At 45.2% G+C, this 24938-nt stretch carries 18 protein-coding genes; 9 read left to right on the top strand and 9 right to left on the bottom strand.

Going from position 1 to position 24938, the window contains the following annotated elements; genetic code table 11:
- Positions 1-169 precede the first annotated feature (169 nt).
- The 3 genes from AC6R00_RS06115 to AC6R00_RS06105 all read left to right on the top strand — a co-directional run bounded on the left by AC6R00_RS06115 (position 170) and on the right by AC6R00_RS06105 (position 3732).
- Positions 170-703 (top strand): hypothetical protein, encoded by a 534-nt coding sequence (locus tag AC6R00_RS06115; RefSeq protein WP_272787997.1) that lies wholly within the window; start codon positions 170-172, stop codon positions 701-703.
- Between the two features lie 5 nt (positions 704-708).
- Positions 709-2181: a diguanylate cyclase domain-containing protein gene (locus AC6R00_RS06110; protein WP_500639690.1), complete on the top strand. Its 1473-nt coding sequence runs from the start codon at positions 709-711 to the stop codon at positions 2179-2181.
- A gap of 63 nt (positions 2182-2244) precedes the next feature.
- A complete protein-coding gene (locus AC6R00_RS06105) occupies positions 2245-3732 on the top strand; it encodes a nucleoside hydrolase (protein WP_500639689.1) in 1488 nt (495 codons plus the stop codon).
- 54 nt (positions 3733-3786) lie between these two features.
- Here the strand turns inward: AC6R00_RS06105 and AC6R00_RS06100 are convergent, their stop codons facing one another.
- Genes AC6R00_RS06100 through AC6R00_RS06090 form a run of 3 tightly spaced genes read right to left on the bottom strand, consistent with a single transcriptional unit; the run spans position 3787 to position 7149 of the window.
- On the bottom strand, positions 3787-5019 hold the full coding sequence (locus AC6R00_RS06100) for an ABC transporter substrate-binding protein (RefSeq protein ID WP_500639688.1): 1233 nt from the start codon (positions 5017-5019) through the stop codon (positions 3787-3789).
- Positions 5016-6452 (bottom strand): ATP-binding protein, encoded by a 1437-nt coding sequence (locus AC6R00_RS06095; protein ID WP_500639687.1) that lies wholly within the window; start codon positions 6450-6452, stop codon positions 5016-5018. Before AC6R00_RS06095 ends, AC6R00_RS06100 begins: the two co-directional genes overlap by 4 nt.
- Positions 6442-7149, bottom strand: a complete 708-nt coding sequence (locus AC6R00_RS06090; RefSeq protein ID WP_500639686.1) for a response regulator — start codon at positions 7147-7149, stop codon at positions 6442-6444. Before AC6R00_RS06090 ends, AC6R00_RS06095 begins: the two co-directional genes overlap by 11 nt.
- A 241-nt stretch (positions 7150-7390) precedes the next feature.
- Between AC6R00_RS06090 and ptsG the strand changes: the two genes are divergently transcribed.
- Positions 7391-8833: a glucose-specific PTS transporter subunit IIBC gene (gene ptsG, locus AC6R00_RS06085; RefSeq protein ID WP_500639685.1), complete on the top strand. Its 1443-nt coding sequence runs from the start codon at positions 7391-7393 to the stop codon at positions 8831-8833.
- 82 nt (positions 8834-8915) lie between these two features.
- Here the strand turns inward: ptsG and AC6R00_RS06080 are convergent, their stop codons facing one another.
- Together AC6R00_RS06080 and AC6R00_RS06075 are read right to left on the bottom strand one after the other, a co-directional pair.
- Positions 8916-10430: an aldehyde dehydrogenase (NADP(+)) gene (locus tag AC6R00_RS06080; RefSeq protein ID WP_500639684.1), complete on the bottom strand. Its 1515-nt coding sequence runs from the start codon at positions 10428-10430 to the stop codon at positions 8916-8918.
- Positions 10431-10463: 33 nt separating this feature from the next.
- Positions 10464-11465, bottom strand: a complete 1002-nt coding sequence (locus AC6R00_RS06075; protein ID WP_500639683.1) for a 4-hydroxyproline epimerase — start codon at positions 11463-11465, stop codon at positions 10464-10466.
- 111 nt (positions 11466-11576) lie between these two features.
- Here AC6R00_RS06075 and AC6R00_RS06070 point away from each other — a divergent pair, with 111 nt between their 5' ends.
- The 3 genes from AC6R00_RS06070 to AC6R00_RS06060 all read left to right on the top strand — a co-directional run bounded on the left by AC6R00_RS06070 (position 11577) and on the right by AC6R00_RS06060 (position 14884).
- The gene (locus AC6R00_RS06070) at positions 11577-12842 is read left to right on the top strand and encodes an NAD(P)/FAD-dependent oxidoreductase (RefSeq protein WP_500639682.1); all 1266 of its coding nucleotides are present in this window, start codon (positions 11577-11579) and stop codon (positions 12840-12842) included.
- An 85-nt stretch (positions 12843-12927) separates the two neighbouring features.
- Positions 12928-13896, top strand: coding sequence for a bifunctional Delta(1)-pyrroline-2-carboxylate/Delta(1)-piperideine-2-carboxylate reductase (gene lhpI / locus AC6R00_RS06065; RefSeq protein WP_500639681.1), 969 nt, complete (start codon positions 12928-12930; stop codon positions 13894-13896).
- Positions 13897-13969: 73 nt separating this feature from the next.
- Positions 13970-14884: a dihydrodipicolinate synthase family protein gene (locus AC6R00_RS06060; protein WP_500639680.1), complete on the top strand. Its 915-nt coding sequence runs from the start codon at positions 13970-13972 to the stop codon at positions 14882-14884.
- A 34-nt stretch (positions 14885-14918) separates the two neighbouring features.
- Here AC6R00_RS06060 and AC6R00_RS06055 read toward each other — a convergent pair whose 3' ends face one another.
- On the bottom strand, positions 14919-15803 hold the full coding sequence (locus AC6R00_RS06055; RefSeq protein WP_500639679.1) for a helix-turn-helix domain-containing protein: 885 nt from the start codon (positions 15801-15803) through the stop codon (positions 14919-14921).
- Positions 15804-15977: 174 nt separating this feature from the next.
- On the opposite strand from AC6R00_RS06055, the gene AC6R00_RS06050 reads away from it, so the two are divergent.
- A complete protein-coding gene (locus tag AC6R00_RS06050) occupies positions 15978-17174 on the top strand; it encodes a sugar efflux transporter (protein WP_500640165.1) in 1197 nt (398 codons plus the stop codon).
- 16 nt (positions 17175-17190) lie between these two features.
- Here AC6R00_RS06050 and AC6R00_RS06045 read toward each other — a convergent pair whose 3' ends face one another.
- Together AC6R00_RS06045 and AC6R00_RS06040 are read right to left on the bottom strand one after the other, a co-directional pair.
- Positions 17191-19398, bottom strand: a complete 2208-nt coding sequence (locus AC6R00_RS06045; RefSeq protein WP_500639678.1) for a sensor histidine kinase — start codon at positions 19396-19398, stop codon at positions 17191-17193.
- Positions 19399-19413: 15 nt separating this feature from the next.
- Complete coding sequence (locus AC6R00_RS06040) at positions 19414-21627, bottom strand: bifunctional diguanylate cyclase/phosphodiesterase (protein ID WP_500639677.1); 2214 nt, start codon at positions 21625-21627, stop codon at positions 19414-19416.
- Between the two features lie 267 nt (positions 21628-21894).
- Between AC6R00_RS06040 and AC6R00_RS06035 the strand changes: the two genes are divergently transcribed.
- On the top strand, positions 21895-24381 hold the full coding sequence (locus AC6R00_RS06035; protein WP_500639676.1) for a bifunctional diguanylate cyclase/phosphodiesterase: 2487 nt from the start codon (positions 21895-21897) through the stop codon (positions 24379-24381).
- On the opposite strand, the gene AC6R00_RS06030 is transcribed toward AC6R00_RS06035, so the two are convergent.
- Positions 24378-24932 carry a nucleotidyltransferase family protein gene (locus tag AC6R00_RS06030; RefSeq protein WP_500639675.1) on the bottom strand — a complete coding sequence of 185 codons (555 nt, stop codon included), beginning with the start codon at positions 24930-24932 and terminating at the stop codon, positions 24378-24380. The two genes, AC6R00_RS06035 and AC6R00_RS06030, sit on opposite strands and share 4 nt — an antisense overlap.
- Positions 24933-24938 lie beyond the last annotated feature (6 nt).

Here is a 24938-nt window from a genome sequence, read left to right as displayed (position 1 = left end):
AAATACGCAGAATTCAATTTGCACTTAATATCTATATCATTACTATATTCAACTGATGTATAAACTTTAGTTTCATAACATGCGTATAGGCCTTGATTGCTCACGGCTTGAGCAGTGTTTCTTAAAGTGCAGAAACAGAAAATAATAAGTATAAATTCAAAGGAATGATATGGAAGTTTCCAAACGCCTAAAAGTGGCTTTGTTGTGTGCAGTATCTTCAATCGCATCTATTGGATTTGCCTACGCGGATTCAGATGCAAGTTACCCAGAAGGGTGGGAAGATTGGCCAGTGGTGAAAGAGTCAATGAACCTCCCTGCTGATACCGTTTTACCGCCAGATACCTCTCTGTTTATTCAAGAGTCAGTTCGTGCGTACGCGTGGATCAATGAAGGAAGAGGCTCCCCTCTGACGATTCGAGTTAACCCAAGCAAATTAGAGCAATATAAGACTCATGGGCCTTATACCGATGGTCCAACGGTTGTCGCGGTCTCAGAAGTAGACGGGATTATATGGGTGACGGAACATATAGAAGGGTTGGCAATTTATGGAAGCTACAATCGTAAAGGCGAGGACATTAGTTCGATGCATCCTTCCCTAGATCCTAGCTTTTGCGCTAGCTGCCACACCACTTACAAAGATATCTGTATCAACGGTACCTGTACGGAGCCTGTGCTCGCGACCTATACGGATAGCAAAGAGTAACGCCGTTGAGTGACCGTTTATTTGGCTGGATGACAATAAACCAGATGCTGTTTGTTTCGCATCTGGTTCTTGTTTTGTCCATCATTTTTGGTATGTCTTACAGCCGCTATCAAAATGACTGGTCAACAAAAGTTGAGTATCTAGCGGATATGTCTGCCAGTCATCTTACGGCATATAACACCTTCTTTTCTGGCTCTGTAGCCGGAAGAAACTATGCCAACCTGCTTATGCAGTCGACGTTAGATAACCTCAAAGCGATACCGAACCTAAAGTTTGCTGAAGTTTCAGGTACCAGTGACTACCTAAAGCAAACCGTTAAGGTGCGATACTCGATAGCGAAAAGCAAAGGGTGGCGGCTGGATGTTACCGGAGAAGAGGCTCAAATACTGGCAAACAAATTAGTTAAGCTTGAGAGCAAATTAGCCGCAACACCAACCACCAATGCTATACATACTAAGAAGCTTAATCGCCTGATTAATAAGCTAAAGGTCGATCTTTCGGTTATCAATGAGAATCTTAAGCTACGCTCACTGCCAATTCCGACCATACCTGAGAATATATACGAATCGGGTTATTACCTCGATGAGGAAGCGGGACTACTCTATGTTCAGGTTAAGTTACGCAATAACAATGGCGGTTACTTTAGAGCAGTTGTTGATGCCACCTCGCTCAAGCAGATCCAAAGGGAATTGTTAGTTCGAGTATTGTACGAGGCATTGGTTGCGCTAGTTATCTCATTCCTACTGATTTATTTGGTGACTTTTTGGTTGGTCAGCCCGGTTAAAGCTTTAGCGCTGTCAATGAAGCAAGATATTGAAAAGATTGATCAATCAAAAATTCCAGAGATAAAAAGAGCGGATGAAATTGGTGATTTAGCACGCTCTTATTCGAGTTTGATCACCAAGATCAAAAACCAACTGCGGATTTTACATAATCAAACAGAAACCGATCCACTCACCGGTATTGGATCTCGTTTTAAATATCAGAAACATGCTGCAAAAACAGTACAGCAAGCTTTGCATCAGGGTGAGTCTGTCTATTTCATTATGTGTGATATCGACAACTTTAAGCTGTTTAACGACTCTTACGGTCACACGGAAGGCGATAACGCCCTCACTGATGTGGCAAATGCGATGCACAGCCTACTTGAGCCACAAGAGTTAGGTTGTCGTTTAGGTGGAGAGGAGTTTGTATTCATTCTTTCAAGCAAAGTGGAAGAGAAGCTGAAAGAAAGAGTAAACGAGCTCAGAGTCGCTGTACAAAACCTTAATATTGAGCATTGCAAGAACTCTCCGCATGACGTTGTCACTGTGTCTATTGGGGCAGTTCCGATTTCTTCAGGATTGCATGATGTCACCGTGGAACAATCAGACCAATGTATCCAACGCGCTATCGTCAAAGCGGATGAGCAACTCTACTTGGGTAAAGAAGCTGGCCGAAATGTGGTGATGTATAGCCAGGCTTTGATCATTGAATAAGCCTTCCTCTTTATCCTACTTAAAAAATAATCCCACTAATAAACAGAAAGCAAAGGAGAGTCTATGCAAGGTCTTGATTCTAAAGACTTCTTAATGCAGCCTCAAAAACGTACATGGATAGATACAGATATTACCGTCGACCACTACAATGGGTTAATCCCTTGTGACGTTGATGACGGGTACGCGTTAGGTGTTTTATTCCGCAGTCAAGAAGTCGATATTGTTGGTTTGAGCTCAACGCTTGGTAATACTGATGATATTGACGTGACGACGGAGATTGCGACTCAGTTTACCGCCAAATTTGGGCCAACCAGTTTGAGGGTATCGAAAGGAAGTCCCGTTTTCTATTCTGAAGCGCAAGACAAAGAGTTACCAGAAGCCGTCAACAATCTCGCTCAAGAGTTAAAGCAAGGCCCATTGACCATTCTTGCTATCGGCGCGTTGACCAACATTGCCTTACTTATTAAACATTTTCCCGAGTTGGTCGCAAACATTGAAGAAGTTGTCTGTGTTGCTGGGCGTCGAAATACAGACCAACATTTCGTAGCGAGTAAGAGGCAGTTGCGACCTTTCAGAGATCTTAACTTCGAAGTCGATGAAGCGGCGTTTAACGTACTGTTAAACAGTGACGTACAACTCACACTTATTCCGTTTGAAGTCTGTGACGACATTTGGATTGATTTCCATGAGTTGAGAGAGATGCGCAACGGCAGTTCACTGGCTGAGTACTTAGAAAAAGAGTCGCGTATTTGGGCACTTGAATGGGCGGCGCTATTTGGTTCAAGCCAAGGCTTTATTCCTTTTGATATGGTCGCTGCGGCTTATGTGATTAACCCTGAGTGGTTTGCTTTAAAGCAATGGCATACTCAGGTTCAAGTCGCTCCAAGTGACACCGATAGAGGTGAAACCAAGGAATACCTAGTCTGCAATGAACAGCTAACCACGGGCAAATTGGTTAACTACGCGGTGGAGTTGTCACCTAGTGCTGAGCCTGAGCTATTTAAACGTCTTACGCAACAGGATATCAGTAGTTTTATACTCGGTTTATCTCACGTTAACATCATTGTGGAAGATGTTGACAGTGCCGCTGAGTACTATCACAGAGTACTGGGTTTCGACCGTGCGATCGATGACCAAGGCCAGAAGATGGACTATCGCAATGTTTCGATGGCGGAGTTCAATCAGGATGCTGGACTATCAGACCAAGATGTCGAGGTGGATGTGCTTTTCCTCAAACACCCTTATGCTTCGATCTATTTGGAGCTGATGCGTTATCACAAGCCGATAGGTCAATCAGAAATCCCGCCTCAACCAAGAACCTATGACTTAGGTGGCCCGCGACATATAGCTCTTGAAGTCTCCAACTGCACTGCGGTGTTTAGTTACCTTAAGCAGCAAGAAGGCGTGGCGATGATTGACCCGTCTGATGATTATCACCCTGAGAAGCTAGACGGTTTCCCAATTTCGTTCTTCTACTGGGTTGACAAGTATGGAGTGCAGTGGGAAATGGAAGAAGGGCGTCGCGTCGGCGTTGCTAGAGGTATCATGTAAACCTCGTTAACAAAGTGAAGCAGTCATTCACGGCTGCTTCACTTACTCCATCATCTAATTGCTTTCTGCAATAGCTATAATCCGTTTTATCACCGTATCGGGCTTAAGATCTTTGTCGCGATAGAAACGGAAAATGGCTGAGTTTATCGCTTGTTGAGCCACTGGGTTCACCGCCATTGAATCAATCATACTCGGCACGACTTTGTTATTGGTTGTCCCTACTTGGAAGTCCTGATACGACTGTATCTGACAAGGATTGAAGTCACTGATATCAATATCTTCTCTAACGGGAATAGAGCCTTTTATCTGATTGAAGTCACGTTGAAAGTCTTTATCTGCCAGAATATCAGCAGCATGATTGGCTTGAGACGAGCTAAAGGATTTGCTCGTCATAAAGATAAGGCTATCCATGTTAAACAGGAATACGCCGTCACTTTCTGGGGTGGCGTAACAACCGACGTCATTGGGTACATCGATGTTGTTCGCCATTAACTCGCCTAATATCCAGTCACCGCCGAGTTGGAACAGAGCTTGGTCTGAAGCCAGCGCGCGGGTTGCAGAATCCCATTTGGTGTCTGGTAACGAGTTTTCTACCAGTAAGCTAATTCGTCTTAATTGCCGGAGCGCGAGCCTCAAAGGTTCACTGTCGATACTCTCTTTTTGTAGCTCAACCATGGCTTTGGTGTAAAATTCGACTCCACCCGTTGATATAACTAGGTTTTCAAACAGCATGGCGATTTGCCACGGCTGATCACCGACGGCAAGTGGGCTGATTCCGCTTTGCTTGGCCAATTCCATCGTGGCGAACATTTGCTGCCATGTTTTGGGGACAGGTTGATCGAGAGAGTTTAGAAGTTTATGGTTCACCCACAACCAGTTAAGTCGGTGTAAGGTCAGTGGTAGAGCAACATAGCCGTTTTGCGTTTTATTAATATCTCTTGCGAGCGGGTACAAAGTCTCATCCCAGTGATGCTTCTGAGCAACTGAATTGACGTCATGGAGAATACCTATCGCATCCCAAGATTTGATACTCGGCCCTTCAGTTTGTGCAAAACTTGGTGGATTTCCCGCTAGGGCGCGTGCTTGCAGAACCGTCATGGCGCTGTCACCACCGCCACCTAATACTGGGCTAGGGGAGAGCGCTAAGCCGTGGCTAGTGAGCTGTTTTTCAAGCACGCTGAGTGCCTGCTTTTCTCCATCCGATGTCCACCAATGAAGAAACTCGACATTAGCGTGAGCCGGTAGCGAGAGAAGAGAGAGGGACAATAGTGATACAAGTTTTTTCATAGCGAATCTCTTGGGAAAGATAACGTAGCGCATAATCCACCAAACTGAGAGCGGGATAAGGTGAGAGAGCCGCCATGCGCTTTGGCAATGCTCTGGGAAATGGTCAAGCCTAGTCCAGTGCCCTGATGCTCAGTGTTGGCTCGGAAATAGGGTTGGTAGAGCTTTTCGAATAGATCTGGCTCTATCCCCTGACCATGATCCTCAATCCGAATATCAACATGCTCGGTCTCTTCAATTAAAGTGATTTCAGCTTTATCACCGTATTTAAGCGCGTTGTCGACTAGGTTCTGAACACAGCGTTTGATGGCTAAAGGCTTACCTGCTAAGGGTTTATCAACATACCCTAAGACCGTTAGGTTATCGGCTTGATGAGGAAATGAAGTGGTAATATGTTGGATCAGCTCATTGAGGTTGATAGGTTCTATTTCCTCGTGGATATCTGTGTCTTTTATGCATTGAAGGGCTCCTTTGACCATGAGGTCGAGGTCATTGGCGATGCGAGTAAAGCGCTCTTGTTCTCGTTCATCTTCAAGCATTTCAGCCCTTAGCTTCAGACAAGCAATTGGGGTCTTGAGATCATGAGAAATTGCGCCGAATAGCATTTCACGATCATTAATATGGCTATCTATTCGGCGATTCATTTTATTAAACGCTCTCACCGCTGCTTTTAACTCTTTGCTCCCTCTTTCTTTCACCTTTGGTACATCGAGCCTGCTCGACATTAATGTCGCAGCCTTGGCGAGCTCACGGATAGGTAGTATCTCGCGTCGAACGATAAACCAGGTACAGAGCAAAAGTAGCAAGGCAGATAAACAGAGTGTTAACCATTCTCTGAGCTCGAAATAACTGGTTTCAAGGTTCACATAGGGAGCGGGTAGAACGGCAGCAAGGTAAAACCATTCATTCTCGGCTACTTCAACTTGCATCACTAGAATCGGCGGATCTAAATCCCCAAACGAGAGTGAGTAATGTGCCCAGAGTAGTGGTAGCTCATCAATGGGTAACTCGTTATTAAACACACGCAGGTTTTCTCTTTCAGTAAACTCAACGTCGATATTCGGAACGCCTTGTAACTCGCTTTTGAGCACTTGCTCTACTTGATTGACGACCAGTGTTTTAGTTTCGCTTTGAGCAATTGGCGGGACATCAATACGATGGTTGTTAAGAGAGACAAAAAAGCGCGTGCCGCCCATATTTCTCAATTGGTTTAGGACTAAGTGGCGATATTCAGCAGGAAGAGTCTGGAAAAATGAAATCGTTGATGAGGCGCTTAACGCTAAGCTTTTAACGGTATTAGAGAGTCCTTGCCTGTCCCGCTCACTAGCGTGCTGATACCAAATCAGTCCAGATAATAGCTGCGCGGCAAGAATCACCACCAACAGGAATGCACTGGCACGAAAGGCTAACGACTGGCTGAGTGCTCTAATTTTCATAGTGGACGTCCGTTGTCAGCATGTAGCCTTTGTTGCGAACCGTTAAGATCAAAGAGCGATCTTTATCTTCGAGGTGGTGTCGTAGACGACTAATTTGAACGTCAATACCTCGTTCAAACGGGTCGGCGTCTCTGCCCCATATTTCGCGGGCGATATCGTCGCGAGACAAGATAGCTTGAGCATTATTGATGAACAGACCAAGCAAGGAGAGGTCTGCGCCACTGAGTTGTTTGACATGTTTGTTATCTAGGTGAGTAAGCTGACGAGTGACCGTATCGAGTTGCCATTCATTGAATATAACTTTACGGGTTAGCTTTGCCTCAGCGCTGTGCTGGCTGCGTCTTAGAATAGTCTTAATTCGTGCTAACAGTTCACGAGGGCTAAATGACTTTGTGATGTAATCATCCGCGCCCATTTCGAGCCCGGCCACTCGATCGGCTTCCTCCGTTACTGCGGTTAGCATGATGATCGGAATTTGCGAGTCACGACGAAGTTTTTGGCATAGGGTAAAGCCATCTTCACCCGGCATCATGATATCGAGAATGATCAAATCGGGCTGATTTGATTGCAATAAGCGCCACATCGCGTGACCATTCTCAGCACCGATGACCTCAAACCCTGCCCGGCCAAGGTAGTCTGATAGGGCTTCTCTTAGCTCTAAATTGTCGTCTACAACCAGTATCTGTTTGTTTTCCATTGTCATGCATCCAAGCTTGTGCGCTCAAATATGATGCATTTTTGCTCATCCTTTCTCAATCGAGGATGGAGCAATTTCTTGATTTAAACGCCACACTTTTGTAAGTCATCGCTTACAAACTGGTAGCGTTTTGTAACCTTCAACATTTCATGACTCGATAAAATTTCCCCGACTTTACGTGAAACACAAAACCCGAGGTTTTCTCGGGTACTAAATGACTGACTTAAGTCAGGAGGGAACCATGTTTGGAAGTTTATTTGGACAACTACAAAAAATAGGGCGGTCATTGATGCTGCCAGTGGCCGTGTTACCTGTCGCGGGCCTTATGCTCGGGATAGGTAATGCCGGATTTGGCTTTATCCCAGAATCCTTAAGTAAGATTATGCTAGCGGCGGGCGATGGCGTATTTGGCAATATGCAGCTGATGTTTGCGGTCGGTGTTGCGCTTGGATTATCTAAAGGTAACGATGGTGCTGCGGCACTCGCTGGCTTAGTCGGTTTGATTATTATGAACGCCTCGCTCGGTATCGTTACTGGGCTTAGAGGTTTTGAAACGGATGCGACCATTATGGGCGTTAGCACCCTGCAAACTGGGGTGTTTGGTGGGGTGATCATTGGTGCCGTCGCAGCTCTAATGTACAACCGTTTCTACAATATTCGTTTACCCGAGTATCTCGGCTTTTTTGCCGGAAAGCGCTTTGTACCGATTGTAACTGGCTTAAGTGCCATTGTCGTTGGTGCATTTTTGGCGTTTGCTTGGCCACCAGTAGGGCAAATGTTAGATGCATTCTCCCATTGGGCGGCTTATCAGAATCCAGTTTTGGCCTGGGCTGTTTATGGAGCAGGTGAGCGCTCACTACTTCCAGTTGGCTTGCACCACATATGGAACGCTCCATTCTTCTTTGAAGTCGGTAGCTACATTGATCCTGAGACAGGCAAAGAGATCACTGGTGAGTTAACTCGCTTCTTTGCTGGAGATAAAACAGCAGGATATCTATCTGGTGGCTTTATGTATTCAATGTGGGCACTACCCGCAGCGGCTCTCGCTATCTACCACTGTGCAACACCAGAGCGTAAGAAAATCGTCGGTGGTTTAATGATGTCGGCGGCGCTAACCTCGTGGATAACAGGTATTACAGAACCTATCGAATTCACTTTCTTATTTGTTGCGCCAGTGCTGTACATCATTCACATCTTTTTGACTGGTATCGCCTTTGCCATCACCGCGTTCTTGGAGATCAAGCACAGTACTGACTTTGCCCATGGCGCGATTCAGTTCTTCTTGTACTACCCAATGTCGACCAACGCGTGGATGTTTATCATCATAGGTCCGATTTGGGCATGCCTATACTATGGCTTGTTCCGCTTCTTAATCGTAAAACTGGATCTTAAGACACCGGGTCGTGAGACTGAAATTGCGGAAGTTAAAATCGCGGGTCAGCCAGATGAGATTGCGGTTGATGTGATTGCCGCTCTAGGTGGTAAAGCGAATATCAAGTCTGTTGATGCGTGTATTACCCGTTTGAGAGTGTCAGTAAAAGATATTGCCAATGTCGATGTGGAAAAGCTCAAACAACTCGGTGCTCACGATGTGCTAGTGATAGGTGACAGCCTGCAAGCTATCTTTGGTACTCAGTCAGATACAATCAAGTCTGAAATTCACGGAGTGCTCGCTACCTCCTGATCTTACCTTTCCCCCCTAAATCACCTGATTGGTAAGATTTTGCCAACCTCAAACGAGGTTGGCTTTTTCGTTTTACACTGATTTACTTCCCATCAACGCTCTGTCGTACATTAAATGGGTTGGTTGATTTCAATGCTTGAGGCAATAACTCTTCAGGCACGGCCTGATAAGCGACCGGCCTTAGCCAACGTTTAATCGCTTCTGCACCGACAGAAGTACTCGCGGGCATAGTCGAGGCAGGGTAAGGGCCGCCGTGTACCATGGCATAACTGACTTCGACACCCGTTGGCCAACCATTAAACACGATACGACCTGCGACTTCTTCTAACTCAGACAATAGTTGAGCTGCGACCGGATGATCGTTGGGTTCTGCTTGTATGGTCGCGGTAAGGCTACCTGCTAAGTTTTGGCAAAGTTCAAGCATATCTTGGTCGTGTTCACACAAAACGACAATGGATTGGGGACCAAAGATCTCTTCTTGCCACTGAGGATTGGATCGCCACTCCTCGCTGGTGGTTTCAAACAGCATTGACGGTACGCCTTGTTCCGCTGACGATAGTGTGCGAGTAAGACCTGATTGCTGTGCTCTTAGCTCACTTTGCTCTAGATAATTGTGCCTAATGCCAGCAGTGAGCATGGTTTGCCCTTGTTGTGCAGCAATACCTTTGCGTACGGCAGCTAGGAACTCATCGGTTGCATTGCTTTTCGCGACAAATACGACCGCAGGCTTGGTGCAGAACTGACCGCAGCCCATATTCATCGACATTACATACTCTTCAGCTAAAGTCCTTGCACCACTCTTCATTCGATTCGAAAGAATGAAAACAGGGTTTGAAGCGCCTAGTTCACCATAGAATGGAATCGGTTCTTGTCTTCGCTGAGCGAGATCAAACAGTGTTCGACCTCCATGAATGGACCCCGTAAAACCAACCGCTTTAATTGCAGGGTGAGTGACCACAGCCTGTCCTAGTTCATGAGTGGTTCCCTGTAACAAAGCAAAAATGGCTTGAGGTAAGTTTACTGCGTCGAGTGCTTTTGCTATGCACTTAGCGACAATGTCACTGGTTCCAGGGTGGGCTGGATGACCTTTTACAATCACAGGGCAACCTGCCGCAAGTGCAGAAGCGGTATCGCCACCAGCGGTTGAGAAGGCAAGAGGGAAGTTAGAAGCACCAAATACGGCAACAGGACCTAAGGCGATGTTTTGGCGGCGAATATCTGGTTTAGGTAAAGGCTCGCGGGATGGATTAGCAGTATCAAATATTGCCTCTTGCCAAAGACCTCCTTCAACTACATCGGCAAAGAGACGGAGTTGAGCTGTAGTGCGGCTTAGCTCACCATTAAGTCTTGCGAGCGGGAGGGCAGACTCAAGATTTGCTCTTTCTACAATCGCTTGGCGCGCCTCTTCTAAGCAGTCGGCGATGGTCTGTAACAATTGACTACGTATATTGGGAGAGGTTTGCCTATATGCTTTTGCTACTTCGTGAGCAGCAGTAATCGCCAGATCAACGTCTTGATCAGTATGCTCGGCGAATACCCCTTGTAGGGGCTGCTGTGTTTGAGGGTTTATGGCTGAAAAAGTAGTTGCGGTACTCATAACGGGTTCCTAGTTGTTCTAATTCGATTCGGGTTATTTAAGTTCAAAGCCATATGCGTAAGGGTCTTGATCATCTACCCATATGGTGTTGTGTCCTGTGACTTGAGCCCAACCTTCGATGCTTGGCAGTATGGCCGCGCGCCCGTTGACCTCAGTGATACCTTCAATACGCCCAGTGAACAAGCTGCCAATAATGCTTTCGTGGATAAAATCTTCGCCCTGTTTGAGTTTTCCTTTGGCATACCACTGCGCCATTCGCGCGCTTGTTCCTGTACCACATGGTGAGCGGTCGAGCGCTTTTTCACCGTAGAAGACGGCATTTCGTGCGGTAGAATCTGGCTGAGTCGGTGTGCCTGTCCACAAAACATGAGATACACCACATACGGTTGGATCTTCAGGGTGGATACATTCGACGGCCTGTGACACCGCCTGTCTAACTTTAGGGCTAAGCATTAGAATTTCATCTGATGAGTAGCGTTCAAGCCCTTTATAGTTTTCTTGTGGATCAACAATGACGTAGTAATTGCCACCATAAGAAACATCAACCGTTATCTCACCCAGCCCTTCCACGTTAACGGTGACATCTTGATGGGCTAGGTAGGCAGGAACATTGTAGATCTTCACTGAGGTGACTTTCTCGCCATCGCGTTGGTAATGCACTTCAATTTGACCAGCTGGAACATCGAGGATCAATTTGCCTTCGACACGCGGAGTAATCAAACGATGTTCTAGGGCTGATGTCACGGTACCGATCGTGCCGTGTCCACACATCGGCAGGCAGCCGCTAGTTTCGATAAACAGAATCGAAGCATCAGCATTCTCACTGCAAGGAGGAAGAACAACCGAACCAGACATCATTGCATGACCGCGAGGTTCAAACATGAGCGATTGACGGATCCAATCATAGTGCTCCAAGAAAAACTGACGCTTGTCGCTCATCGTCTTGCCTTCTAAATGAGGAACACCGCCTGCTACTAGCCGGACAGGATTGCCACAGGTGTGGGCATCGATACAAAAGAAGGTTCCTTGTCTCATTTCTTGCTCCTTGAATAAGAAATTAGTTGAAGTGGTGAGATTGGATGTTATCGTGATGTTAAGTATATTTTATACAATTTTGTTTTTGAAACGTGATAAGGAGCAAAATAAATGGTGAGCAACAATTCAGCAGATTCGCACAATATTGCAGTGATTGGTGGTGGGATAATTGGCTTGTGTATCGCTCTGAAGTTGCAACTTGAAGGTGAAAATGTGACGGTTTTCGATAAGCGTGGAGCTGGACAAGGATGCTCAAAAGGTAACGCAGGGCACTTCGCGACAGAACAAATTTTTCCGCTTGCTACACCTGATCTTTTACCTCAACTTCCGAAGATGCTCTTGTCTCGTCAAAGCCCGGTATCAATACGCTTTCAAGACATTCACAAAACCACTCCTTGGATGATTCGTTTCTTATTAAATGCGAGAGAAAAAACGACCAAGCAATCTACTCAAGCCTTGACTCAACTCAATCAGAACGCGATGCAAAGTTGGTTCGCGCTGCTTGAAGAAGTCGGGTTGCAACACTTAATCGAGATGGACGGTTCATTGCTGACATTTGAAAGTGAGCGGCTGTTTGATTCGTATCGTGCGACGCTAAACAGCTTACGAGAGCATGGGGTGGAGTGCCAAGTTTGGCAACAAGACAAACTGCGCGAGCGAGTTCCTCAACTTTCTGATTCAGTAAAGTTTGGCGTGTTTTTTCCAGATACTGGCCATAGTCTAAACCCTTATAGGCTATGCGTTGAGCTTGAATCTTCTTTTAAGTTTCGACAAGGGAAGTGGGTAGAAGAACAAGTGGAAGAGGCTTTTTTTGACGGTGAGTTAGGTGTTGTCGCAACGGAAAATGAAAGCTACTCGTTTGACAAAATTGTCATTGCCACTGGCGCAGAGTCCGTAGACTTGGTCAAAAAAATCACCGGCATTAAGGTGCCACTACAAGCAGAAAGAGGTTACCACTTAATGGTGCCGGAGCTGAAAAATTGTCTCCCGTTTCCTGTCAGTTCTGCGGATAGAAAATTCATAATGACACCTATGGAAGAGGGACTGAGGTTAGCGGGTACGGTTGAGTATGCAGGGCTGAATTCGCCGCCTAACATGAAACGCGCAACCATGCTTAAAGAGTTGGCGAAAGGGCTTTTGAAGTCGGAGTTATCGTATGAGTTGGATGGTGAAAAATGGATGGGAAACCGCCCCTCATTACCTGATTCTTTACCCGTCATCGACAGCGTAGAAAATGGAAAAATACTGTTTGCTTTTGGCCATCAACACCTTGGTCTTACGCAAGCGGCTATCACTGCAGACTTAGTCAGTGAGCTAAGTCGACAGCGTGAACCATCGCTTAATATTTCTCCATTTGCGCTAAGTCGCTTTTGCTAAAAAATTTAAAATTAAATATTGTATAAAATATACTGACATATTATGTTAACAAAAGGTTGCAGTGAAAATGCAAAAGGAACGAGAGATGATTAACTTAGACGCACAGCAAATAGTCAACTGCCTTTCGATGGTAGGGCTGATTGAGTCAATGCGACTAACCTACCAAGAGCAAGCAACTATTCCACAGCGTAACGTGATGCCTTTAGAGGAAGATAAATACGATGCGTTTGCCTTGTTACCTGCTTGGAGTGAATCGCTGATCACCGTCAAAGCTTTTACCTATTTCCCAGATAACGACATCGAAGGCAAAGACAGTTTAGCGTCAAAAATCCTCTCCTTTGATCGCTCTAATGGTGAACCACTGGCTTTGCTCGATGGCAAAGTCCTTACTTACTGGCGCACTGCTGCTGCATCTGCGCTTGCTGCGGATTATTTAGCAAAGCGTGATGCTGAAACCCTGCTGATTTGTGGAACGGGCAACCTTGCTCCCTACATTGCTTACGCCTATTCAGCCATTCGTCCGATACGCAAAGTTTTGATTTGGGGGCGCGATGAGCAAAAAGCACGTCAAACTCTCGATACTATTTCATCGAGCAACGAGTATCAGTCTCTGCCAAGTTCTGATCAGTTCACGCTAGAAGTCATTAACGATGTCGACTCAGTACTTGATCAAGTGGATATCATTTCATGCGTAACGGGATCAGATAAGCCTTTGTTTAGTGGTGCTCTTGTTCAACCGGGAACTCATATCGATCTGATTGGTAATCACGATTCTGACAAGCGAGAGTGTGACAGCACTGCAGTTCAACGGTCCAGTGTGTTTGTCGACAGTAGAGTTAATGTATTGGCAGAAGCAGGTGATTTGTTGATCCCGATCGAAGAGGGAGTTTTTGCTGCCAAGAACATACAAGCAGAGTTGGCTGACTTGTGTCGTAAATCTCATCAAGGTCGCAGTGATGAAGAGGAGATAACCTTATATAAATCAGTAGGTAGTGCCCTTGCTGATCTTGCGGCAGTAAAGTTTGTGCTACAAGAAAAAGAGATTTTTAACTAGGGGAAATCCCCGCTTTAATTGCAGTTTCGACTGCAAACATAAATTGCATACAATATACAAATGGAAGGTAAAGATGAACGTAGATTGGAAAGGTGTCTACCCTGCAGTAAGTACTCAGTTTCGTAAAGATCAGAGCATTGATCTCGACGCCACGCAAACTGTAATCGATAACCAAATTAATGATGGCGTCAACGGCATTATTTGTTTGGGGACGGTTGGTGAAAACTGCGCGCTATACCCTGAAGAGAAGCGTCAGGTGCTTTTGGCCGCAAAGGAAGTGGTTGCTGATAGAGTACCGTTGATTGCAGGAACGGCAGAGTCGATAACCACTGCGGCGATTGATTACATGCAAGATGCGCAAAAAATAGGAATCGATGGCTGCATGGTGATGCCAGCAATGGTTTACCGCACATCGGATAGCGAAACAGTGGACTACTACCGTACTCTTGCGCAAGCAACACCTGAAATGCCAATTATGATTTACAACAACCCAGTTTCCTATGGCGTCGATGTGAATCTTGATCTGATGGAACAACTTGCAGAGTGTGGAAATATCGTTGCGGTTAAGGAGTCTACCACTGACACGCGTCGTATTACGGAACTGTATAATCGCTTCGACGACCGTTTTACCGTTTTTAGTGGCGTTGATGATATCGCACTGGAGTCTCTCATGCTCGGTGCTACCGGGTGGATCTCTGGTTTAACCAACGCATTTCCTGCGGAATCTGTTGCTATCTATAAACTAGCAAGCCAAGGGCGCTATGCTGAAGCGTTAGAAATCTACCGTTGGTTCTTACCACTGCTTCGTCTCGATACAATTCCTACTTTGGTTCAATGTATCAAACTGGCGGAACAAGTGTGTGGCCGAGGCAGCGAACAAGTACGCGCTCCTCGTCAGCTGCTTAAAGGTGAAGAACGCGCGCAAGTTGTTGCGTTGGTTGAACAAGCGATAGCGACGCGTCCAGATTTGTCGAAGTACAATCTCTAAACCATGTTCCTTACAGGGCAAGTTCCTGCTTGCCCTAATTAAACCGAGCCCGAAACTGGGTGGGTGTCATCTGCTTTACGGCGCGGAACTGGCGGTTGAAATTAGAAAGGTTAGGAAAGCCTGCCTTTTCCGCGACCAACGCGATTGGAGATTGAGTACTAGCAAGCAGCTCACACGCTTTACCAATTCGAAATAGCTTTAAGTGATCGGAGAAACTGACACCAAAGTGCTTTTCGAACAGCCTATATGCCGAGCTTTCACTCATGTGGAGGGCGTGGCATACATCAGAGATTCTGATCGGCTCGTGGAAGTGCTTTTCAATGTAGTGCGTGGCTCTTTCCACTTTCTGATGGGTATCCCTATCAGAGATTTGGCTAATTCGATAAGGCGTCGTAGAAAGTTTCTGGGACTCTAAATCATCCGCTAAGTGGATAAGAACTTCCATGACTTTTAAAGCTTGGTAGTGGCGCTCAAGCGATTCCGTTCCAATTAACAACTGCGCCACCTTTTGGGCCGTTTCGTCACTGAATTTGATACCAAACGCTGCTTTTTCTAGTAGAGCTTTGATATTGCGTGCTTCGGGAATCGTTGACTGAAGCTTTTCAATCCAATGATGCTTAAGCCATACGATGATTGAGCTATGCGGCTTTTCTACACTGCTTGCAAGTTTGCCTGTGATCATATGCGGTAACCCAGGCCCATAAAGCAGAAGCGTGTTGTTATGTACTTGGCCTATTGCATCGCCCGCAAGGTAATTGCCATTAAAGACATTCTCCGGGTCGAGATACAGGACAAGCTCGTACTCTGAGTGATAGTGCCATGAACAAGCAAACTCTTCTTTCTTCACACGACAATGAAATTCTCGCACTAACCAGTCGTAATTTGGTGCGCTGAGTACATTTTCAATAAATGGTTTCATCGATAAGCCCCTCTCTCATCACCTAGGCTAAGTTAGATGACTCTAACCGTCAAAAACTAATTCAAAACTGAAGGAATAGTATTAGAGGTAGCTCGAATACTATCAATTGATAGGCATTGGTTTGATTAAACTAGCGCTAATTGAATGACATTACACAGCAAGAGTTATCTCATGATGTATAAAGATAAAACCGCTATCTTATTTATTTTCACCGCCTTTGTAACAGGCTTATGTGGCGCGTTTTTTTACCCACTTTCGAGTCTGTTTATTGTTGAACAGCTTGGTGCCTCGCCAATGATGTTGAGCTTATATATGGTGCTCGCAGTCGTGAGTTCAGTCGTTGTCTCACAGATGTTGGCTGCTCAATCAGACAAAAACTGGCAACGAAAAACGATCTTAGTCGTTTCACTAATTTGCTATTTGATCACCGTGGTGAGCTTTATATTTATCCGAGACTATTGGGTAGGGGTCACGATAGCGACATTGTTTGGCAGCTTTGGAGGTGCGGCGTTTGGGCAACTGTTTGCAATGGGGCGAGAGTATGCAGATGACAACGTTGAAGACAGCACCACTTTCCTATCGACCATGCGCGCGGGTATTGCAATTGCGTGGGTATTTGGACCGCCAGCGGCTTTTATGCTCAAAGCCAGCTTTGGGTTTGGTGCAGCATTTGGCGTGTCAGCCACGATTGTCACTATCGGGATCATTGTCATTCTGCTGTTCTTACCCTCATGCAAAACGGCTGCTGAAGAGCTAGAAGCAGACCCTACAAAACCAAGCTCGAAAGGTAAAGGGGGCTTAATTTCTCTGTATTGCCTCGTGCTGGTTGTCGCTTTTGGAGCCAACAATCTCTATATCACCAGTATGCCTCTCTATCTCTCGCAAGAGTTACAAGTCGACCCTAACTGGTTAGGCTTTTTATTTGGTGCTGGCGCATTATGTGAGATCCCTGTGATGTTATGGGCTGGGCGGCTATCGGAGAAAGTGGGGACAGTAAAACTACTGCTTATGGGAATTGCCAGTGGTACGCTTTTCTATGCGGTGATGCTGACCAATACCAGCTTTACGGCTATGTTAGCGGCTCAATTACTCAATGGATTCTTTATCGGTATTTGTGCCACATTGGGGATGGTGGTATTGCAGGATATGATGCGTGACCGACTTGGGACAGCGTCTACTTTGTTCTCGAATACGTTAAACATAAGTATGCTGGTGGCGAGCCTATCTGTGGGTGTGGTTGGTGAGTTGTATAACTATTACACTACCCTATACGTATCGTTAATAGGGACAGTCTGTGCTTTGATACTACTTAGCCTGTTCTCGATTAAAGTCCGTCAAAGAGAGCGATTAACCGCACAATCGGCAGCTTAACGGGTTTTCTGAATCTCTATTCTGGTTCGGTTTCACTATTTGGCGCGGAAATCGGTAGGGTAAGGATAAAGGTGGTTCCTAATCCGAGTTCACTTTCTACGCGAATATCGCCACCTAACAGATCCGTAACCAAGTTATAGACGATATTTAGCCCCAAGCCAGATCCACCTTGACCAAGACGAGTGGTAAAGAATGGGTCAAAAATTTTGCTAATGTTCTCTTGGCTGATTCCGTGACCATTATCTTCAACAGTAATAATGGCTTTTTGTTCGACTAAGGTTCCACGGATACAGACAGTTTTATGCTCTTGCTCACTGAATGCGTGCGTAAGGGCATTGGACAGTAGGTTCATCAATACTTGCGTCAATGGACCAGGGTAACTGTTCATGTGCACACTCTTCTCACATTCCAGTTCAAGAGATACTTGGCTGCGTGACAAATTAGGTGACATCGTGATTTGCAACTCATGCAATATTTCATCGAGAGCGAACTCACGCCTTTGATAACTTGATTGGTCAACCGCAACTTGTTTAAAACTTGAGATCAGCTCCGATGCTCTGCGTAAGTTGCGCTCAATACTTTCAGACCCTTCGGTACTTTGAGCAATGTAGTTGTCGAGCACAGAGCGTCTTAGACCCTGTTTAGTGGATTCAATGAACTCTTGATTGAAATCTTTAAGGCTAGTTGCAACCATCATAGCATTACCAATCGGGGTATTGAGCTCATGAGCCACACCTGCAACCAGTGACCCTAATCCAGACAACTTCTCTGACCTGACCAGTTCTTCTTGTGTCGCTTTCAAGGTTTCTAGTGTTTCTTTTAATTCTATTGTCCGTTCATGGACGCGCTGCTCCAGTTCATGTGTTTGCAATTCGATGGTGTCCAGATGATTTCGGCGATCTCGCTCTGTATCCGCCGCCCGCTTAAACCAGTATTCCCAGCGAGTTGGAATATCAGGTATGGTAAGCACATTTTTAGTGGGTAGTTCTTCGACGTATTGAGCAAGCTGAAGCGCTGGTTGGCTAAAGTTCCAATGTTGATATAGAACGACGAACAACAGTATCGCAGTAAACACTGTTGCTAAAATCAAGTTCGGCAGCAATGTAGTAAGTACATGTCGATTAATATCAGAGTTGGTGATCTCTAACACGAGTCTCCAAGGGGTATCCATTAGAGTAAATGAGATCCAGTAGCCATTCGGGTGACTATTGAGTCTCCCATGTGTCGCTTGGTGTGCATCACCAATCTCACTTAAAGCTAGAACACTTTGTTGAGAGACAGACTCGGTCTTGCCTTGCAGCGTTCCCTTGCTGTCACCGACAACTAGCCCTTGTTGGTCTACTATGACTAATCTTCCTGTTTCGAGTGGGCGCTTGGTGAGTATCTTATCTAGAACCTTGAGTGTGATATCTGTTCCCACCCCCCCAATGTATTTTGAATCCTGATAGACAGGAGCAAGCAGTGAAACCATCATTCCTTTGCCACCTGCATCCATATAAGGCGTGGTCCAGACTTTGTTTCTCTCTGGGTTAGCTTCAGGGTTGATCAGCGATAAGGGATAGGTTCCACCGGCTTCAAATACTACATCTAGTGCATCATCCAAAGTGGTGGTATTGGTGGCAGCCATAAGGTCCAGGTAACTTAGCCAGGGGTAAATATAGGTGATGACCTCGTGAGCATCGTAGTAGTAACTCCACTGGAAATCATCGTGCTGCGCGTGCGTTGACACCACTTCAGAGGCCATAGTTAAGAGCGCGAGTTGATCAAATGAGTAATCGCGTGCATTGGAGCGTACGTAAAGTTGACCGATCTTATCTTTGAGCGATTGTGGCAGGTTTTCCCAAGGTGCATTCGCTGGAGATTGTTGAGAGTAGCTCGAAAGGAAATCGAGCGAGACTTTGTTCGGTGCAAGTTGAGGATACAGATACGCGGTTTCTATTGCGTTACGCATCGTATCGATATGGTTGAGTGACACAGAAATGGTTTTATTTAGCGACAGCATTGACTCTAAGCCATACTGAGCTTGCTGACTTAACAGTTGAGATTTCACTTGTGCCCTCAGATAAAGAGCATTGCCTAATGTGATGAGAATGATCAACAGCAAGCCAATATAAATCATAGTTCGGTAGCGTTGGATCAGGGAAGTTGCCGTGAGGTGAGACTCTTGTGCTTGTGGGTGGCCATTTGGCTTTGTAGAGCTTGAGGTTTGGTTTGAGATTTTCATATCGCTCACTACCGTTCAAGTGTCTTTTTCGTTTGTTATGAAGTGGATTAGCTCTTCCATTCTCATTGCCTTTGCAAATAGCCAACCTTGCCCTTCTTCACATTGGAATTTCTTGAGTTTTTCGAGTTGGAATGGCGTCTCTATTCCTTCTGCCGTTATCTCCATGCCGAGTGTTTGCCCTAAGTTAACGATCATTTTCGCGATTGTGCAGTCATGCTCCATGGCATCAACAAAAGTTCTATCAATCTTGAGCCGAGTGGCGGGTAATTTATGCAGTACGTTCAATGACGAAAAACCGGTTCCAAAATCGTCAATGGCGACTTTGCATCCAAGCTCTCGGACTTGTTCTAACATTCTACTTAGGTAGGGTAAGTCCTTTGCCGCGATCGTTTCGGTAATTTCTAGTTCAATTTGGTGAGCTGGAATGGCATTGATAGTCATCGCTTGCTGTAACTGAGCGATAAAGTTTGGTTCATCAAACTGTGCCGGAGAAATGTTGATTGCCATCGTGATATTGTTGTAACCAGACTCAATGAGTTGACGAAACTCTTCGCAAGCGCGTTGGAGAACAAACTCACCAATTCTTGTCATCATACCGGATTGCTCAGCTAGTGGAATGAATTGGTCAGGTGGAACAAGGCTGCCTTGTTTGTTAGTCCAACGTAGCAGAGCTTCAACTCCAGATAGCTCCATAGAATTAAGCCGATATTTGGGCTGATACATGAGAAACAGCCCTTTATCATCGAGTGCCTCTTTAAGTTCGGTGAGTAGCAACATTCTATCTCTGGCATCTTGCCCCATTTCAATTGAAAAGGTGATTGCAGCGCCGCGATGATGAACTTTCGCCTGTTTCAAAGCGACTTGAGCATCCTTATAGCGATGCGCAAGGTCAGTTGAACTGTCTCCCAAGCGAACAAGCCCTGTACTGGCAAAGATTTTGAAGGGTTGATCGTCGACTAAGAAGCTTTGATCAAATACGTCGGCGATCCGTTGCGATGTGACATCGTGATTTAAACCGACAATGGCGAAGACATCACTACCAACCCGAGCGAGAAAGCAACGAGGAAAAGCTTCTGACAGCCTGTCAGCAACGGATTGGAGCAGCCTGTCGCCAGAGCGGTGTCCGAAGCTATCATTAAACGCAGAGAAGTCATCAATATCGATGAGCGCGAGCATCGGAGCTGAGGCCGTATCCTCTAACGTATACTGATATTGCAGTAACCGATTGAGATTGGGGATATTGAGTAGTGGATCCGTAAATGCTTGCTCTTCTAAGCGACTGTAAAGCAACACATTGTCAAAGCCCACCGAAAGGTTAGCGCAAAATACTTCGAGCAGTTTGTAGTCCACGTTCTCCAACGGGCGATTGATATCAACATAGACCGCTAATCGTCGGCCATGTTCTGTGGCGAAATAGAGAGTTAGGCCATCATCGAGTTGGTTGGTACGTTGCTCCAAACAATGTGTGATACGTTGACGTATTTTAGGGGAATCAAGACTGGCCAATGGTGACTGGACAAACTGGCTATATCGCCCTGCGGCGGCGATGATTTGTGCCATCGAATCGCCACTATTTTCATTTTCCTGTACACATATCAAACCATCCGCTTCAATTTGAATGATGGTACTGATCTGTCTTACGACACCTTCAGCAAAAACTCTCAGTCCGTGATAATTGGCGAGTTCGGTACTGGCATTGACGACTTTTTCAAGGCCTTGACGCATCGCCTTCTGATTGCATATTTGCTTATACGCGCGAAGAGCACTGGTTAAAATAGTGAACAAGCGAATTCGAGTCAGTTCAGGTTTAGTACGATAGTCGTTAATGTCGTAGCGCTGAATGGTTTCCATTTCGGGCGCATAACCCGGTTGCCCCGTTCTTAAAATAATCCGAATAGCAACAAGGTTGAGCTTTTCTCTTATGACTTCAACAAGGTCTAGGCCTGCACTATCAGTTTCCATCACGACATCGAGCAGGACAACACCAATATCTTGCTCTTTACTTAATAATTGTTCAGCTTCTGCTGCAGAATAGGCGTGAAGCAGTTCAAGCGGTTTATGCTCAATGATCAGGTCTTTTAACGCCAATATGGTTGCCTGATGAACTTCAGGATCATCATCGACGATCAGAACCCGCCAAGAAGGTAGAGGCGCACTTTGTTGAGGGACTTCAGATACGTCGTCGATGATTGGCATCAAATCATCGTCTGAGTTTTCTTCGTCGTGCATTTATTCTCCATCTAAGGAAGCAGCCTTAAGCTAAGAGTTTAGTCTTAGATTGAAAGAGATGCGTAATCGCTGATATTACTAGCAGTGGCGGTTCTTCCCTTAAGAAAATTGCTTCAAATAGTGCGCTAATTAAGCATTTGATTTCATTTTTGAACTGTGTTGGGGTAAAATCTAACCTAAGCCTCAAGTTTGGTATTGTTTTCTAGTGTGCGTCACTCCATGCAGTATAGTTATTAAATATATCTATAGTAATGATGGTTGTTTGAATTGGCGTCTCTTAACGATAAAAAATTAGTGCTGTTGATTCGATATGTACCGACTTTGATTGTTGCCTTGTTTGCAACCGTCATCATGTTGGTGTTTATCAGCGACAGTAAGGAAAAAGCACGCGTTAGTGTTGAATCGTTACGAAGCAATATGCTTGATCACCAAAAGCAAGTGGTCTTTGAGCAAGTGGAGCAGGTTTACAACCGAGTGGTCTATCGTCAGGCACAAACGGTATCAGAGTTAAAAAATCAGGCAAAGCAAAGAGTTATTGAAGCTCATCAGATCGCCGATAGTATCTTCCAAAACAACCCGAACAAAAGTAAAGCAGAGATCAAGAAAATGATCTCTGATGCCCTCAAGCCAATTCGCTTCTACAACAATCGCGGTTACTTCTTCATATTTCAGATGGATGGCATCAACGTCATGCATGCTCTTAAGCCGCAAATAGAAGGTAATTCGGCGTGGAATGCTGTCGACATTAAAGGTACCTACATCTTAAGAGAGCATATTAAGCTTATTCAGCAGAATGGTGGTGAAGCTTTTTATCGCTGGTGGTACCAAAAGCCGGGTTTCCCTGTCACGCAAGAATTTGAAAAGATTGGGTTTGGTAAAGCGTTTGAGCCGTATGACTGGTTTATAGGAACGGGAGAATACGTAGCTGATGTAGAGGGAGACGTTAAATCTGCATTGATTACAAGTATCGCTGACTACCAAACTAACCAAGAAGAGAAGGTGTTTATCTTTGATACACATGGCGTCATTCTTGTCCATGAAGATACTAACTTGGTGGGGAAAAACGTATATCAGTTAGATGGTCAATTGGCACGCGCTTGGCAGAAGTTGAATCGTAACGACTTTGAGCAAGGGGAGTTTATTGAACCACCAAGCGGAGAGGTGTCAGAGGCGTCCAAGATAGCGTACTTAAGGCAGTTTAATCCTTGGGGTTGGTACATCGGTGCCTCGTTTCCGATCAACGAAGTTAATCGTTACATAGAGAAGCAACAAGAGATACTTGAAGACAGCCACAACCAGCAGTTAATCAACCTCGTTCTTATTAGCTTAGCTTCAACGCTGCTCATGGTTGGTCTAAGCTTCGTCGCAAGCCATGTTATTGTGACGCGATTTGGCAAGTTTCAACAACGGATTACCGATGACTTTGAACGCTTAGAAGAGTCCAAAAACCAAATGCAGTATATGGCGCTGCATGACCCACTAACAGGGTTATCCAACCGCTCTGCTCTGATAGAGCAAATTGAAATGGGAATCAAACAATCGAAAGATAGCCAGAAAAAGCTTGCCGTTATCTTCTTGGATCTAGATGACTTTAAAAAAGTTAACGATCTTTATGGACACTCTGTGGGTGACAAGCTTTTAGAGTGCTTAAGTCGTAAGTTCGAATCACTGCTTGAACCTCAAGACACAGTGGCTCGTTTCGGTGGTGATGAGTTTATTTTCTGTTTCCCAGCTTTAGACGACAAGCAGCATGCGATTGCGAAAACATCGGCGGTCAAAAGTGTGTTTGATGAGCCTTTGATCATTGATGGACGCTTACTAACAGCTGATTGCAGCATTGGTGTCAGTATGTATCCATGTGACAGTGATAGCGCAGAAACCTTAATCACCAATGCAGACATGGTGCTTTATCGATCTAAGCAAAACAAGAAAGGCAGTGTTCTTTTCTTTGATCATGAGATTAATCAGCAGATCAAAGATGAGTATCAAATTGAACAACAGTTAAAGCATGCGCTACGCCGTCAGGAACTTAGCGTGGTGTACCAGCCCCAGATATGTACTGAGCGAGGAGAAACGGTGGGTGTTGAAGCCTTAGTCCGTTGGAACTCGAAAAAACACGGATTTATCCCACCGGATGTCTTCATTCCTCTTGCAGAAGAAAATGGAATGATCAACGAAATAGGGCTGTTTGTGTTTAGGAAAGCTTGTGAAGATATTTGCCACTTACCGGGCAATGGCGGTGAGGGGTTAAATGTTTCTATCAATGTTTCTCCTAAACAGCTGCTGCTCGACGGATTTGTCGAAAGCTTACTTGCTATAACGGAAGAGGTGGGAATAACCACCAACCGAATAATGCTTGAAGTAACGGAAAGTATTTTTATTCATGATTTGGAGAGAGTGACACCCATCATTGCTCGATTGCAGTCACATGGATTCAGTATTTCACTGGATGACTTTGGAACTGGCTACTCTTGCTTGAGCCATCTTAATCAGTTCACTATTGACGAGTTAAAGATTGATAAGAGCTTTATCGCTAATTTAACGGACAACGCGCAAAGTAATGCATTGATCAAAGCTATCTTGGCAATCGGAGAGACCTACGAAATTAAAGTGGTCGCAGAAGGGGTCGAAACGAAAGAACAACACATGATGCTAAGTTCATACGGTTGTAACTGTGTACAAGGTTATTACTTCTCTAAACCCATTCCTGTTGAAGCGCTAAATATGTGGTTGCAAGAGCGAGAGCAAGCTTAGAACGTCACTTTAAGTAAGGGCCATTTTGCAAGCCAGTTTTTTCCTTCAACTCTACTCACGAACAGTTTTTTCGGCCGCACCGGATTGTGAGTTATTTTTAGATCAAATAACGAGTCAAAACCGAATGCAGAAACGCATTCATATTCAAGCTTATCGTTTAGTCTAACAGCGACGGCGGTTTCTTTTTCTGGCCAATAAGTCATAGCATCAACCGAATTTCGGTATGGTTCATCTCCATTCCGAGTATGCATCAACGCCTGGTTTCTTACCTGCCAGTTTAGATTCGGCATTTCTAAGCTCAGTTGTTGTTCATATTCGAGGTAGCGGTCTGAGTTTGATTCGTTTCTATCGAAATAGACGACATCAACATCATTTAAAGGTGTTGCTTCAGACTGGTGGTGTAATGAATCCCACACTAAATTTCGCACAAATCCGGCTGCAATATAGCAATCAGGTAGACAGAGTTCGGAAACGCACTTTAGAGCTTGAGTACGTAAGGAATCTGCTTGAATAAGGTCTATCAACTGCTTTTCAAAGGGCGCGTGTTGCATCGGATA

The sequence above is a fragment of the Vibrio sp. R10-SF1-ISO8 genome (assembly GCF_059833805.1).
The sequence above is the reverse complement of the archived record's forward strand: the minus strand, read 5'-3'. Positions and strand labels throughout refer to the sequence as shown.

Excerpts from the sequence above, each read along its gene's own strand:
- AC6R00_RS06040 (WP_500639677.1), bottom strand. The coding sequence starts at position 21,627 with ATGCACGACGAAGAAAACTCAGACGATGATTTGATGCCAATCATCGAC.
- AC6R00_RS06090 (WP_500639686.1), bottom strand. The coding sequence starts at position 7,149 with ATGGAAAACAAACAGATACTGGTTGTAGACGACAATTTAGAGCTAAGA.
- AC6R00_RS06055 (WP_500639679.1), bottom strand. The coding sequence starts at position 15,803 with ATGAAACCATTTATTGAAAATGTACTCAGCGCACCAAATTACGACTGG.
- AC6R00_RS06115 (WP_272787997.1), top strand. The coding sequence starts at position 170 with ATGGAAGTTTCCAAACGCCTAAAAGTGGCTTTGTTGTGTGCAGTATCT.
- AC6R00_RS06060 (WP_500639680.1), top strand. The coding sequence starts at position 13,970 with ATGAACGTAGATTGGAAAGGTGTCTACCCTGCAGTAAGTACTCAGTTT.
- AC6R00_RS06045 (WP_500639678.1), bottom strand. The coding sequence starts at position 19,398 with ATGAAAATCTCAAACCAAACCTCAAGCTCTACAAAGCCAAATGGCCAC.
- lhpI (WP_500639681.1), top strand. The coding sequence starts at position 12,928 with ATGATTAACTTAGACGCACAGCAAATAGTCAACTGCCTTTCGATGGTA.
- AC6R00_RS06100 (WP_500639688.1), bottom strand. The coding sequence starts at position 5,019 with ATGAAAAAACTTGTATCACTATTGTCCCTCTCTCTTCTCTCGCTACCG.
- AC6R00_RS06030 (WP_500639675.1), bottom strand. The coding sequence starts at position 24,932 with ATGCAACACGCGCCCTTTGAAAAGCAGTTGATAGACCTTATTCAAGCA.
- AC6R00_RS06050 (WP_500640165.1), top strand. The coding sequence starts at position 15,978 with ATGTATAAAGATAAAACCGCTATCTTATTTATTTTCACCGCCTTTGTA.
- AC6R00_RS06095 (WP_500639687.1), bottom strand. The coding sequence starts at position 6,452 with ATGAAAATTAGAGCACTCAGCCAGTCGTTAGCCTTTCGTGCCAGTGCA.
- AC6R00_RS06075 (WP_500639683.1), bottom strand. The coding sequence starts at position 11,465 with ATGAGACAAGGAACCTTCTTTTGTATCGATGCCCACACCTGTGGCAAT.
- AC6R00_RS06105 (WP_500639689.1), top strand. The coding sequence starts at position 2,245 with ATGCAAGGTCTTGATTCTAAAGACTTCTTAATGCAGCCTCAAAAACGT.
- ptsG (WP_500639685.1), top strand. The coding sequence starts at position 7,391 with ATGTTTGGAAGTTTATTTGGACAACTACAAAAAATAGGGCGGTCATTG.
- AC6R00_RS06070 (WP_500639682.1), top strand. The coding sequence starts at position 11,577 with ATGGTGAGCAACAATTCAGCAGATTCGCACAATATTGCAGTGATTGGT.
- AC6R00_RS06080 (WP_500639684.1), bottom strand. The coding sequence starts at position 10,430 with ATGAGTACCGCAACTACTTTTTCAGCCATAAACCCTCAAACACAGCAG.